We start from the raw sequence: 12392 nt of genomic DNA, 5'->3' as shown, positions 1-12392 counted from the left end.
ATTCTACCGGGTCATTCACGGTGTGCGCGCCTAAGATTTGTCCATGGCGCTTGCGTCCGCGATCTCAACAAATGTTCTGGAGAGCCCCGTGAAAAACCTGTTTGCACCCCTCGTATTCTCCGCTATTGCCGCTGCCTCAACGATGGCCAGCGCTGGCGCCACGACCCACGAAAAGGAGATGAAAATGTCACATCAACCCGTCGCGCAAGTGCGCGAACTGCTGAAGAGCATTGAAACCGGTGATGCTGCGCCGGTGGCCTATATCAACCCGAACAAGTACATTCAGCACAATCTCGCCGTGGCGGACGGGCTGGTCGGTTTCGGCGCCGTGCTGCACCAGTTGCTCGCCGGCAGCGCCCGGGTCAACACGGTGCGTGCCTTCCAGGACGGTGACTACGTGTTTACGCACACCGACTACAACTTCTTCGGGCCCAAGATTGGTTTCGACATCTTCCGCTTCGAAGACGGCAAGATCGTCGAGCACTGGGACAACCTGCAGGAGAAGCCTGCCACCGCCAACCCCAGCGGCCACAGCATGATCGACGGTGCGACCGAGATCGTCGATCGTGAGAAGACCGCGTCCAACAAGACGCTGGTGCGTGCGTTTGTTGAGGATGTGCTGGTGAACGGCCGTATGGACAAACTGAGCGGCTACTTTGCCGGGGATGCGTATATTCAGCACAACCCGCAAGTGCCCGATGGCCTGTCGGGGCTCGGCGGCGCGCTGAAGGCCATGGCCGAGCAGGGCATCATCATGAAATACGATCGCATCCACAAAGTGCTGGGCGAGGGCAACTTCGTGCTGGCGGTCAGCGAAGGCAGCTTCGGTGGCAAGCCGACCTCGTTCTACGACCTGTTCCGCGTCGAAAACGGCGTGATCGCCGAGCACTGGGACACGATTGAAACCATTCCGGCTCGCGCTGAATGGAAGAACGACAACGGCAAGTTCTGAGTCTTTTGATCCGCACCAACGGCCGCGCCATCGATTGGCGCGGCCGTTTGTGGTCGACCTGCTGGATCGCCGCCCGGCAGTGCGTCTGGAATCAGACCGTCTGCCAGCGCTGAATGATCTGATTGGCAAGCTGGGTGAGGTCTGCGGCGCACAGGTCCGGCGGCGGCACATTGGCGGCCGGTAGCACGGCATTGTGCGGCCGAGTCACCAGCGCACCCCTGCCGCCGGCGGCTTGCGCGCCCACGGTGTCCCATAAATGGCAGGCGACGAGGCACAGATCTGACATGCCAACGCCGAGCGCTTGTGCCACCTGGCGGTAGGTTTCGGGGGCCGGCTTGAACTTCTGAACGGCTTCGACACTGAAGCTGTGTTCGAAGAAGTGACTGATCCCGGCGCGCTCGAGCGGTGTGGGCGAGGCGGTGCTGGCCGAGTTGGTCAGTGTCACCATCCGGAAGCCGGCGTCGCGCAGTCGGGTGAGCGCGGGTACGACATCGGGGTGCGCGGGCAGGGCGCTCATTCGCGTCTTCAGCTCATGGATGTCGTCGTCGGCAAGGGTGATGCCGTGCGTTGCGCCAAGCATGCGCAGCGTGCCGACGCCCAGTTCGCCGAAGGGCGTGTAGATGCCGGACAGCGTCAGGGTCTGGGAATACAGAATGAGCTGCGCAAACCATTCACGCAGCACTCGCCGGTCGCCGAAGACGCGTTCAAACAGCGGCTCGAGCGTGGTGATGTCGAGCAGTGTCTCATTCACGTCGAAAACAAGAATCAACGCGGGCTTGTGGTCGGGCATGGGCGTTCTCCTTGAAAGATGCTGCGGGCGGCGTGATTCAGTGTGTCAGATTTTCGGGCGCAGCGATGGGGCCTGCCTGTGCGCTTCGGGAAAGATTCGAAGCGAGGAAAAGGTGTGCGTTTGGGTGACAGGGCGGTGTCGTGCCGCTGTTGCAAGACGCATTGTTTAAATCGAATGATTTAACTGAAGTCGATATAAACCGATCGGTCAAGACCCATGTTGACTTCAGCGGTGGGTGTGTCAGACGGCTCAGCGCAACAAGCGCTGCGCCTGGGCGGCGATGGTCTTGAGTGAGGCTTCGTCGAACAGGCCGCGGGCGAGCACGCGGATGGCAACGATCATGGCCATCAGTGCCTTGGCGGTGGGGGCTGGGTCAAGCGTGTTGGGGAATTGCTGGCGCGCCTGTCCCACCTCAAGGCTGCGTCGAAGGAAGGCCTCGGTTTCGCGCAGACCGTTGCGTACGATGCTGTTGATTTCTTCGCTGTGGGTGGTGAACTCGGACGCGGTGTTGACCAGAAAGCACCCCTTCTTTTCCGCGTCGGCAAGGCTCTCCGCCACAATGCCGTCAAACAGCGCAGTGATGGCCCGTTCAGGATCGTCCATCGCCTCCAGCTCGGCCAGCATGACGCGTCGTTTGTCTTTGTCGTACTTTCGGAGCGTCCTGATGAATAACTGCTCTTTGCCGCCAAACGCGTTGTAGAGGCTGCCGCGCGTAATGCCCGTGCCGGCGATGAGATCGGCCAGGGAGGCGGCCTCAAAGCCTTTCTCCCAAAACACCTTCATCGCCTTGCCGACCGCCTCGTCTTCGTCAAATGACTTTTCCCAGGGCATGGCGCACCACCTTCGCGAGCTGGACTGAGGCTCAATGTTAACATGTCTGGATCGACAGGTTTATACGTGGCCCGGCGCGCCGGTGGCGGCATCGTCAATTCAGGGCGCGGCAATACATTCCATTGTCGGGAGACTTGGCCTAAACTTGGCAAAATTTTTCTCGCATGCGCCATGCAGAGGAAAAACATTCCGATTTCGATGCCTTGCCGAAGCCACCATGAAGATTGATCGTATTCAGCGCCAGATCCTTGCCGAGCTGCAGAAGAACTCCCGCATCAGCAACCAGGAACTGGCCGATCGGGTCGGGCTGTCGGTGTCGCCGTGCTGGCGCCGCGTGCGAGAGCTCGAAGAGGGCGGACTGATCCGCTCGTATGTGGCCTTGCTTGACCGCAAGAAGCTGGGGCTGGATGCCTGTCTGTGGTGCCAGGTGCGGCTCAAGAAGCACAGCGCACAGATTGCCGAACAGTTCGAAACCATGGTGGCGGCGCGCCCCGAGGTGGTCGAGTGTTATGAGCTGACCGGCGAGAGTGACTACCTGATGAAGGTCTACTTGCCCGACATGGACGCCTACACCGCGTTCATGCACAGCTTCTTGCTGAAGATGCAGGAGGTCGATGTGGTGCGCACGAGCGTGACGCTGCGCGAAATCAAGAACGAAACCGCGCTGCCCATCTGATCGCCGCCGCAAGGGGTGGGCAAGAAAAAGCCCCGTCGTCGATACGGGGCTTTTTCTTGTCGTGAGGCAGGCTTAGTTGCCTTCGATCGGCGGCTCCGTGAAGCTCCCGCCGGACTGGTTGGCCAGATACGCCACGGCGCGGATCAGCTCCTTGTCGGTCAGGTCGCTCGCGCCACCCTTGGGCGGCATGGCGCCTTTGCCTGCATTGGCGGTGGCGACGAGGGCGTCGAGGCCAAGCGCGATGCGCGGCGCCCAGGCGGCATTGTCGCCGGTCTTGGGCGCTTCGAGCACGCCCGAGCCATGGCAGCTGGCACAGACGCTGGTGTAGATCTGCTCACCCGTACGGCTGCCCGGGGCCACTTTGGCGACGGCGAGTTCGACGCGCGCGACAGGTTGGGTCAGCTGGGCAGACATTTCACCGTCGATGCTTTTGTTATCACCACAGCCGGCCAGCGGCAGGGCGAGGACGGCGAGAAGGCTCAGGAGGCGTGTTTGGGTCATGCTCTTTTCCTCTGTGCGGGTGCAACAATCATAAAGCGGCGATTATAGCGGGGCGAGGGCCGGTTTGGAAAACGCCGACGTGGACGCTTTTGGGAAAAGAGGCTATTCTCACGCCCTCTGCGCGCCTGTAGCTCAGTGGATAGAGTACTGGCCTCCGAAGCCAGGGGCCGCTGGTTCGATTCCAGCCAGGCGCGCCATGCCCCACCAGTCGGTTTCGGCGGTCATACCAGGTGACCATGCTCGAATATCGCATCATTCCCGTAACGCCCTTTGCCCAGAATTGCTCCTTGCTCTGGTGTCCCGACACGCGCAAGGCGGCGGTTGTCGACCCCGGTGGCGATATACCGCGCATCGTGGCGGCGATTGCCGAGGCCGGCGTTGAGGTCGACAAGATCCTTCTGACGCACGGTCATATCGACCACGCTGGCGCCACCGCCGAGCTTGCGCGCATGCTGGATGTCCCGATCATCGGGCCGCAGCTCGAAGAACGCTTCTGGCTCGATGCCCTGGGCCAGCAGAGCAAGATGTTTGGCTTTCCGCCGGTCGAATCCTTCGAGCCCGACCGCTGGTTGGAGGACGGTGACACCGTCGAGATCGGCCAGAATCAACTCCAGGTTTTGCATACGCCGGGCCACACCCCGGGTCATGTGGTGTTTTTTGATGCCGGCTCGCGCCTGGCGGTGGTGGGCGATGTGCTGTTCGCCGGCTCGATTGGCAGGACCGATTTTCCCAAGGGCGACCATGCCACTTTGGTGGCGGCCATCCGCGACAAGCTGTGGCCGCTGGGCGACGATGTCAGCTTCATTCCGGGTCATGGGCCACAGTCGACCTTTGGCGTAGAGCGCGCAAACAACCCATATGTCGGCGACGGTCGTTGAATACGCCGCCGAATGGTGCCGTGATTTCGGGTAGGATGTTCGGCGAATATCGATTGAACGTTTGACAGAGCGAGGACACCGCTGTGCGATTGGCCATTCTTGAAGACGATACGCTCCAGAGCGATACGCTGGCCGATTGGTTGCGCCAGGCCGGCCATGACGTCCACGTGTTTTCGCAGTCGCGCGACTTCGTTCGTGTCGCCGGTCGTGAAAGCTTCGACCTGTGTCTGATCGACTGGATGCTGCCTGAGATGACCGGCACCGAAGTGCTGCACTGGCTGCGCGAAGACCGCGCCAATGACACACCGGTCATTTTCATCACCGCCCGCGACGCCGAAGAAGACATCGTCACGGCGCTCGGCGCGGGCGCGGATGACTATCTCGTCAAGCCGCTGCGTCGCTTTGAGCTGCTCTCGCGTATCGATGCCGTCATGCGCCGCGCCCGTCCGCAGGCGTCTGACAATATTGTCGAGGTGCTGCCCTTTGTTTTTGATGTGCAGTCCAAACGGGTCACCCTCGATGGCGAGCCGGTCGAGTTGACCGACAAGGAATTCGACCTCGCCGCCTTCCTGTTCAAGAATCTCGGCCGTCTGCTCTCGCGTGGCCACATGCTCGAAGCCGTGTGGGGGCGCAATCCCAATCTGGCCACGCGCACCGTCGACACCCATATCAGCCGGGTGCGCAGCAAGCTCGGCCTGCGGCCCGAAAACGGCTTTCGTCTGACACCCACTTATAACTACGGCTACCGGCTCGAGCAAATCGAAGCCGCTGAGGACGCCGCTGAGGGCGCCGCCGACTGATCGACGGCCCCGCTCGGCCAGCGCTTCAGTTGCGCTTCAGCGAATCACGAATCTCACGCAGCAGCACGATGTCTTCCGGGTCGGCCTTGGGCGCTTCCGGCTCGGGCGGGGCTTCGCGCTTGAGCTTGTTGATGGCCTTGATGGCCATGAAGATCGCGAAGGCCACGATCACGAAATCCAGCGCGGTATTGATGAATACCCCGTACTTGATCAAGGGCGCGCCGGCTTTTTCCGCCTCGGCCAGGGAGGCAAACGCGCCCTCGCCAAGATTGACGTAGAGGTTGGAGAAATCGACCCCGCCGATCAGCTTGCCGACCACCGGCATGACCAGATCATTGACCGCCGAATTGACGATCTTGCCAAAGGCCGCACCGATGATCACGCCAACGGCCATGTCCATCACGTTGCCCTTGACGGCAAACTCCTTGAATTCCGAAATAAAACTCATCTGTCGATCTCCTGAATGGGGGTACGGTCGGCCATGGCACACCCGTGTGCCTGAATTGACGGCTTTTGCGGCGCCTGTGAACTATGCTTTCCAGATGGCGACGGTAGACGGAATTGTCGTCCGTGAGAAGAATTATCACTGTTTTTCGCGGTGACAGCAGCGCTCACACGTATGATGAAACGCTTACTTACGAAGGAAGGTCCGATGCAACCAAAAGTCACAATCCGCCGTCTGTTGGCCGTCGGCCTGGCGGCTTTTGCACTGCTGGGTGCCGGTGCTGTGCGCGCAGCCGAGGATGCCGTGCGCTACGTGGTGCAACCGGGCGATACCTTGATCGGGCTGGGCCAGACCCTGCTTGAAAATCCCGATCACTGGCCGACCGTGCAGCGGCTCAACGCGGTAGCCGACCCCTACCGGATGCCGGTCGGGCGCAGCCTGCGTATCCCGGTCTCACTCCTGCGCAAGGAGCCGCGCGCCGCGCGCGTGGTGCATGTGAGCGGTGGTGCCAGCGCCGATGGCCAGCCTATCGTGGTCGATCAGACCGTGTCGGAAGGCGCCCGACTGGTGACGCCGGCCGAAGGCTTCATGACGCTGGAGCTGCCCGATGGCTCCCGTCTGACCTTGCAGCCGCAAAGCGATGTGCGCATCGACGCGCTGCATGGGTTCAAGGGCGTGGATGATGTTCAGCGCGCCACTTTTGATGTCCGCCAGGGCCGTATCGAAACCGACGTCAAACCGCAGGCCGGGCCGGCCGCGCGCTATCGCATCCACACCCCGACCGCCATCATCGGTGTGCGCGGCACCAGTTTCCGTATCGCCAGCGAATCCGAGCAGACCCGCGCCGAAATGCGTAGCGGCACGGTCGTCGTGCGCGGTGACAAGCCGGGGCGCGAGATCGCGCTCAAGCAAGGTTTCGGGCTGGTGGCCCGTGCCGGCCAGCCCGCCGACGCGCCAGTGCCGCTGCTGGCGGCGCCGGATGTGGCGAGCATGGTGACGCTTTACGAGCGCCCGGTGATGCGGGTGCAACTGCCCCCGGTGGCCGGTGCGGTCGGCTATCGCGGTCAGATCGCGCAGGACGCTGCCTTTACCCGCATCGTGGCCGAAACCAAGGCCAGCGTGCCCGATCTGAAGATTGCCGGTTTGCCGGACGGCGCGTACTACCTGCGGGTGCGTGCGCTCGATTCACGCGGGCTCGAAGGCCTCGACGCCGATTTGGCGGTGCGCCTCAAGGCGCGGCCCGAGCCGCCCTTCATCAACGCACCGCGCCCCAATGGCAAGGCCGGCGCCGGCACCGTGGACTTCGCCTGGGCCAAGGCCGAAGGCGCCGCCACCTACCGCTTCGAGATTGCCCGCGACGCCGGCTTTACCGACGTCGTGACCCGCGACCACGCGCTGCCCGACAACGCCGCCGCGGTGCCGCTGGAGGCGGGCGACTACCACTGGCGTCTGGCCAGCACGCGCGCCGATGGCGACCGCGGCCCCTGGGGTGATCCGGTCGGCCTCACTGTGCGCCCGCCGATGGCCGAGGTGCCCCCGCCGGCCTTCGACGAAGACAGCATGCTCTTCGCCTGGGGCGGCGAGCCGGGCCAGACCTTTGACTACCAGTTTGCCGACGACGCCGAGTTCACCCGTCTGGTGGCCAGTGGCAATGTCACGGCGCCCGAGCTGGTGATGCCAAAACCCGCGGCCGGGGCGTACTTCCTGCGCATCCGCGCGATCGACCCCGACGGTTTCGTGGGCGGCTACTCCGCCCCCCAGCAGGTGATCGTGCCGGCCGAGTTGCCGGCATGGATGCTCTTCGTGCCCTTGTTGATCCTGCTTTGATCATTCACGGATTGCTTTTGTGACTGAACGCGGATTTTTCGAGTGGCTGATCGTCACCCTGCTGTGTGCTGCGGTGGCGGTGAGCGCAACCTGGGCGGGCTGGTTGTGGCGCTTTGATCAGGTGGCCTACGACGGCGCCATGTCGGTGGCGCGGCCTGACGCCGACGCGCAAGTGGTGGTGGTGGCCATCGACGACCCGAGCCTGACCGAAATCGGTCGCTGGCCGTGGCGGCGCTCGGTGCACGCCGCCCTCATCGAGCGCCTCAGCGTGGCCGGCGTACGCAGCATTGTGATGGACGTCATCCTCAGCGAAGCCAACTCGGCCGACCCCGAGGCCGACGCCCAGCTCGCCGAGGCGATTCGCGCCAGTGGCCGGGTCATCCTTCCGCTGGTGCAGGCCACGCGGGGCAACGCCATCGTCGGCGAAGCGCCGCCCGCGCCGATCTTTTCGGCAGGCGCTGCCGGCGTCGGTCATATCCATGTCGAGTTCGACCCGGACGGCATCGCCCGCAGCATCTATCTGTGGGAGGGCGACGGGGCGGCGCGGCATCCGCAGCTCGGCCTGGCTGCGCTCCAGCATGCCGAGCCCGAGCGCGCCGCACGCTATGTCGCGCCGCCCGCGGGGGTGGGCGCGGGCTGGCACCGCGCTGACTGGCTGCGCATCCCCTTCGCCGGGCCGCCGGGCAGCTTCCGCTATATCTCCTACGCCGACGTGCTGCGCGGTGATGTCGACGCCGCCGCGCTGCGCGACAAGGTCGTGTTTGTCGGCGCCACAGCGTCCGGCATGGCCGACAGCGTGCCTACGCCCACCTCGGGCTTCAACCGGCCGATGCCGGGCGTCGAGGTCAATGCCAACGTCTATGCCGCCCTCAAGCGCGGCGAAGCGGTGCGCTTGATGCCCGCGCCGCTGGCCGCCAGCATTGCCGGCGGTATTGTTGTGTTGCTGATGGGTTTGATGCTGCGCGCCGCGCCGCGCAACGCCTTGCTCATCGCCTTTGGCGCCTCGGCCGCCAGTTTGCTGCTCAGCTGGGCCGCGCTGCATGCGGCGATGTGGTGGTTCCCGCCGGCGGGTGCGGTGCTCGGCTGCCTGCTGTGCTACCCCTTGTGGAGCTGGCGGCGGCTCGAGGCCGCGCAACGGCACCTCGACGACCAGCTCGAAATCCTCGATCGCGACGCGGCCAAGCTGTTTCCCGCCATGCAGATCGAGCTGCCGCGCGCGCGTGGGGTCGACCCGCTGCAATTGCGTATCCGTCGGGTGGATCAGGCCGTGCAGCGCCAGCGCGATCTGCACCGCTTTGTGGTCGGCACGCTCGACCACCTGCCGGTCGGTGCGGTGGTGACCAACCCGGCCCACCAGGTCATGCTCTGCAACCAGGAAGCCATGCGCCTGCTCGAAGCCTCCGAGCCGCTCACCGTGGCGCGTGCCATCAAGTCGCTGGAGTGGCCGCCGGGCGTGCCCACCGAAGGCGGCGTGCCGCTGCACGAGGGCGCCGGCAGCGTCCGCACCGTCGAGCTCGACGCCCCCAATGGCGCGCGCTTGCTGGTGTCGGTGGCCGGCCTGGCCGATGCATCCGGGCGGCCACTCGGCTCGGTGTTCGGGCTGGCCGACATCACCCGCATCCACGACGCCCAGCGCAGCCGCGAAGAGACCATGCACTACCTCTCGCACGACATGCGCTCGCCAATCGCCTCCATCCTCACCCTGATCGAGGCCGAGCAACTCGCCGGCGACGCAACTGCCAGCGGCCACGCGCTGCTCAACCAGCTCACCCGCTACGCGCGCTCCGCACTCAAGCTGGCCGACGACCTGTTTCGCCTGGTGCGCGCCGACGCCATCGATTCCAGCCAGTTCAAGGAGGTCAGCCTCGCCGCCGTCATGCAGGACGCCGCCGACGAGATCTGGGCGCTGGCCAAGGCACGTGGCGTGACCGTGGCCGTGCAGATCGACAACCGCGGCCACGACGACGGCTATGTGCGCGGCGACCGCGATCTGCTGCGTCGTGCCCTGGTCAATCTGCTCGGCAACGCCGTCAAATACGGCGCGCCCGACAGCACCGTCGAGATCACGCTCCACCGCGAGAACGACGGCTGGGCGGTGTCGGTGCGCGACCATGGCGAAGGCATCCGGCAAGATCTGCTGCCCAGCCTGTTTCAGCGCTTTGGCCGTCTGCCCACCGCCGCCAGTCGCCGCGAATCCGGCATTGGCCTCGGGCTGATGATCGTTAAAACCGTGGCCGAGCGTCACGGCGGCCGCGCCTCGGTCAAGAGCGCTTCGGGCCAGGGCACCACCTTCACGCTGCACTTGCCGGCGCTGCGCTAGGCGTCCTCATGCGCACCGCGCCCCGTCGCCGCGCCGGCCGCTTCATCCTTTGGCTGATGGCCGTCGCCATCCTCGTCACCGGCCTCGTCGCCTGGCAATTCAGCGACCGCTGGCTGGGCGAGACCCTCGCCGAGCAGATCAATGCGCGGCTTGCCGGGCAAGTGCGTATCGACGGCCCGGTGTCGCTGCAAGTGTTTCCGCCCCGGCTCACGCTCGCCGGCGTCGCCTGGCAAGGCCCCGGCGCCACGCCCAGCACCGTGCAGCTCGACCACCTCGAACTGCATAGCGACTGGCGCGCCGACGGTAGCGCCCGCCCGTTGTCCATCGCCATTCGCGGCGTGCGCGGCCAGTTGCGTCAGCAAGCGGACGGCCAGTGGCAAGTGCCCACGCCGCTCGCGACCGCCGAGGCCGCCGACGACGACGCGCCGGTCAAGCTCGCCGCGCTCACCGTGACCGACGCGACGGTCGAGCTCATCGGCCTCGCCATGCCTGCCAGCGTGCGCCTCGCAGAACTCAAACTGATCGAATCGCCCAGCGGCTGGCAGGTGAACGCCAGGGGCGGTGCGTCCAGCGCCGAGGCCAGCGTCGACGGCGCGCTGAGCACCAGCGTAGAAATTGCCGCCACCGGGCCGCGGCTGACTGAGCTCACCGCCACCTTCTCCGGCCAGGTCGGCCCCGCAACGATCGAATCGCTGGCGATCGGCGTCGCCACCGTGGCGTCGGCCCCCGACGGCGCCTGGCAACTCGCTGGCGTCAGCACTGAACTAAGAGCAAGCGGCGGCGATCGCCAGATCACACTCACCGCCGAGGCCGACACCGGCCGCTATGCCGGCGGCGGCGCGCAGCTCCTCGGCCTGCAAGCCAAGGCCACGCTCGTCCCGGCCGGCCCGGCGGACGCCGCCACCGCCACGCTCACTGGCGTGGATCTCGCCCTCGCCGGCCAGCAAGTGACGGCCAGCGGCAAAGTCCATGTCGTCACCGCGCTCGCCGCGGGCCCGGTCGACGTCACCGCCGAGCGCTTTCACCTCGCTGCCGACCTCGCCACCGGTCGCATCGAAGGCGCTTTCCCCAAGGTGAATGCGGCGCTGCCCGACCCCGCCAAACCCGGTGCGCAGCTCGGTGTCGACGCAGCGCTCACCGGCCACTGGCAAGCGGCCGAGCGCACCGGTGCAGGCACCGTAGAAGCCAAAGTGGAAGACAGCCGACTCAAGGGCCAATGGCAGATCGCGCTGGCGCAGCCGCGCTGGCTGACGGTCGACGCCCAGGTCGACCGGCTCAACCTCGACCGCTGGCAAGCCCCCGGCCCCCGCACGGCCGAAGCCCTGCCGCTGGACGCCTGGCGCGACTGGCCGTTACGGCTCGACCTGCAAGTCGGCCGCCTGCGCATGCAAGGCCTTGAGGCGCAAAACACCCGCCTGCGCCTCAACACCCCCGACTAAAGCGCATTCGGTGGTACGCCGTAGGGCCGGTTTCAACCGGCCAACGCTCTCGCCCGACGCCGTACCGCTAGCGCCGTGCCGAATAAATCGGCAAATGCCATTTGAAGCGGATCGACAGCAGCCGGATCGTACAAATCACCGCCCCTGCCGACAGCGCCGACACATCGTGGCCCACGCCCAGCTCGGGCAGCGCGATCAGTGTCAGCGCCCCCAGCCAGGCCGCGCTGCCATACAACTCCCCGCCAAACACCACCGGCGCCTCGTTGCACAACACGTCCCGCAAGATTCCGCCAAACACCCCGGTCACCACACCCATCAGGCTCGCCACCAACCACGGCGCGTCATGCGCCAGTGCCACCGAGGTGCCCACCACCGTGAACAGCGACAGCCCGATCGCGTCCGGCAGCAAGAACAACTGCGCCGGCAGCCGCACCCGCCGCGCCAGCAAAAAGGTTGCCACCCCCGCCACCAGGGCCGTGATCAGGTAAGCCTGGTCCGCAATCCAGAACACCGTGCGGTCCAGCAACATGTCGCGCAAGGACCCGCCGCCCAGCGCCGCCGCCAGGGCGACAACCACCATGCCGAACAGGTCAAAAGGTTTGCGGCCCGCTTCGAGCACGCCCGAGGCCGCGTTAACCGCCGCGCCGGCGAGGCCGAGGCCATAGATGAGAGGTTCAATGCCTTGCATGGGGCGGAGGATAACAGGGCGTGGGGTGGCGTTGCTTGCCCATTTGGAGGATTGCCTTGCCGGGCTTCTCCGCGGTGTCTGGCGGCCTGAGCGATGTCAGTCGATACCGGTTGCTTGGGTCCGCTAGGCGGGACGGTAGGGTAACGAGACCTAGCCAGCGGGTGCGCAAAGTAGGAGTATGCGCCTAGTCTGATGGGCTTTGCGGTGTGAGAAACCGCGTCGGGCTGTCGTCTGAAAGCTCTTCG

Annotated in this window: 12 protein-coding genes and 1 tRNA gene; 8 read left to right on the top strand and 5 right to left on the bottom strand. The window is 65.3% G+C overall.

Annotated features, from left to right (window positions below):
* The first annotated feature begins 184 nt into the window (after positions 1 to 184).
* Entirely contained in the window at positions 185 to 952 is a 768-nt protein-coding gene (locus tag FHP89_RS15515; protein WP_222105413.1) for a nuclear transport factor 2 family protein, read from the top strand.
* Positions 953 to 1043: 91 nt separating this feature from the next.
* On the opposite strand, the gene FHP89_RS15510 is transcribed toward FHP89_RS15515, so the two are convergent.
* The gene (locus tag FHP89_RS15510; RefSeq protein ID WP_144174510.1) at positions 1044 to 1742 is read right to left on the bottom strand and encodes a haloacid dehalogenase type II; all 699 of its coding nucleotides are present in this window, start codon (positions 1740 to 1742) and stop codon (positions 1044 to 1046) included.
* A 249-nt stretch (positions 1743 to 1991) separates the two neighbouring features.
* Positions 1992 to 2573 (bottom strand): TetR/AcrR family transcriptional regulator, encoded by a 582-nt coding sequence (locus FHP89_RS15505; protein WP_144174508.1) that lies wholly within the window; start codon positions 2571 to 2573, stop codon positions 1992 to 1994.
* 217 nt (positions 2574 to 2790) lie between these two features.
* Between FHP89_RS15505 and FHP89_RS15500 the strand changes: the two genes are divergently transcribed.
* The gene (locus FHP89_RS15500) at positions 2791 to 3249 is read left to right on the top strand and encodes an Lrp/AsnC family transcriptional regulator (protein WP_144174505.1); all 459 of its coding nucleotides are present in this window, start codon (positions 2791 to 2793) and stop codon (positions 3247 to 3249) included.
* Positions 3250 to 3321: 72 nt separating this feature from the next.
* On the opposite strand, the gene FHP89_RS15495 is transcribed toward FHP89_RS15500, so the two are convergent.
* Positions 3322 to 3750, bottom strand: a complete 429-nt coding sequence (locus tag FHP89_RS15495; RefSeq protein ID WP_144174496.1) for a c-type cytochrome — start codon at positions 3748 to 3750, stop codon at positions 3322 to 3324.
* Positions 3751 to 3871: 121 nt separating this feature from the next.
* Between FHP89_RS15495 and FHP89_RS15490 the strand changes: the two genes are divergently transcribed.
* From FHP89_RS15490 to FHP89_RS15480, 3 genes are all read left to right on the top strand, one after another.
* Positions 3872 to 3947: transfer RNA gene (locus tag FHP89_RS15490), tRNA-Arg, on the top strand.
* Positions 3948 to 3986: 39 nt separating this feature from the next.
* Complete coding sequence (locus FHP89_RS15485) at positions 3987 to 4628, top strand: MBL fold metallo-hydrolase (protein ID WP_144174494.1); 642 nt, start codon at positions 3987 to 3989, stop codon at positions 4626 to 4628.
* A gap of 83 nt (positions 4629 to 4711) precedes the next feature.
* Complete coding sequence (locus FHP89_RS15480) at positions 4712 to 5428, top strand: response regulator transcription factor (RefSeq protein WP_222105412.1); 717 nt, start codon at positions 4712 to 4714, stop codon at positions 5426 to 5428.
* Between the two features lie 25 nt (positions 5429 to 5453).
* Here the strand turns inward: FHP89_RS15480 and mscL are convergent, their stop codons facing one another.
* Positions 5454 to 5876: a large conductance mechanosensitive channel protein MscL gene (gene mscL / locus FHP89_RS15475; protein ID WP_144174492.1), complete on the bottom strand. Its 423-nt coding sequence runs from the start codon at positions 5874 to 5876 to the stop codon at positions 5454 to 5456.
* Positions 5877 to 6080: 204 nt separating this feature from the next.
* On the opposite strand from mscL, the gene FHP89_RS15470 reads away from it, so the two are divergent.
* Genes FHP89_RS15470 through FHP89_RS15460 form a run of 3 tightly spaced genes read left to right on the top strand, consistent with a single transcriptional unit; the run spans position 6081 to position 11459 of the window.
* Positions 6081 to 7700, top strand: coding sequence for a FecR family protein (locus tag FHP89_RS15470; RefSeq protein ID WP_186300210.1), 1620 nt, complete (start codon positions 6081 to 6083; stop codon positions 7698 to 7700).
* A gap of 19 nt (positions 7701 to 7719) precedes the next feature.
* On the top strand, positions 7720 to 10020 hold the full coding sequence (locus tag FHP89_RS15465; protein ID WP_144174488.1) for a CHASE2 domain-containing protein: 2301 nt from the start codon (positions 7720 to 7722) through the stop codon (positions 10018 to 10020).
* 8 nt (positions 10021 to 10028) lie between these two features.
* Entirely contained in the window at positions 10029 to 11459 is a 1431-nt protein-coding gene (locus tag FHP89_RS15460) for a hypothetical protein (RefSeq protein WP_144174480.1), read from the top strand.
* A gap of 67 nt (positions 11460 to 11526) precedes the next feature.
* Here the strand turns inward: FHP89_RS15460 and FHP89_RS15455 are convergent, their stop codons facing one another.
* A complete protein-coding gene (locus FHP89_RS15455; RefSeq protein ID WP_144174472.1) occupies positions 11527 to 12147 on the bottom strand; it encodes a trimeric intracellular cation channel family protein in 621 nt (206 codons plus the stop codon).
* Between the last annotated feature and the right edge of the window lie 245 nt (positions 12148 to 12392).

The organism is Denitromonas ohlonensis, assembly GCF_007625205.1.
Lineage (GTDB): Bacteria > Pseudomonadota > Gammaproteobacteria > Burkholderiales > Rhodocyclaceae > Nitrogeniibacter > Nitrogeniibacter ohlonensis.
Note: the sequence above shows the minus strand (reverse complement) of the source record. Positions and strands in the feature narration are given on the sequence as shown.

Excerpts from the sequence above, each read along its gene's own strand:
- FHP89_RS15515 (WP_222105413.1), top strand. The coding sequence starts at position 185 with ATGTCACATCAACCCGTCGCGCAAGTGCGCGAACTGCTGAAGAGCATT.
- FHP89_RS15510 (WP_144174510.1), bottom strand. The coding sequence starts at position 1,742 with ATGCCCGACCACAAGCCCGCGTTGATTCTTGTTTTCGACGTGAATGAG.
- FHP89_RS15505 (WP_144174508.1), bottom strand. The coding sequence starts at position 2,573 with ATGCCCTGGGAAAAGTCATTTGACGAAGACGAGGCGGTCGGCAAGGCG.
- FHP89_RS15500 (WP_144174505.1), top strand. The coding sequence starts at position 2,791 with ATGAAGATTGATCGTATTCAGCGCCAGATCCTTGCCGAGCTGCAGAAG.
- FHP89_RS15495 (WP_144174496.1), bottom strand. The coding sequence starts at position 3,750 with ATGACCCAAACACGCCTCCTGAGCCTTCTCGCCGTCCTCGCCCTGCCG.
- FHP89_RS15485 (WP_144174494.1), top strand. The coding sequence starts at position 3,987 with ATGCTCGAATATCGCATCATTCCCGTAACGCCCTTTGCCCAGAATTGC.
- mscL (WP_144174492.1), bottom strand. The coding sequence starts at position 5,876 with ATGAGTTTTATTTCGGAATTCAAGGAGTTTGCCGTCAAGGGCAACGTG.
- FHP89_RS15470 (WP_186300210.1), top strand. The coding sequence starts at position 6,081 with ATGCAACCAAAAGTCACAATCCGCCGTCTGTTGGCCGTCGGCCTGGCG.
- FHP89_RS15460 (WP_144174480.1), top strand. The coding sequence starts at position 10,029 with ATGCGCACCGCGCCCCGTCGCCGCGCCGGCCGCTTCATCCTTTGGCTG.
- FHP89_RS15455 (WP_144174472.1), bottom strand. The coding sequence starts at position 12,147 with ATGCAAGGCATTGAACCTCTCATCTATGGCCTCGGCCTCGCCGGCGCG.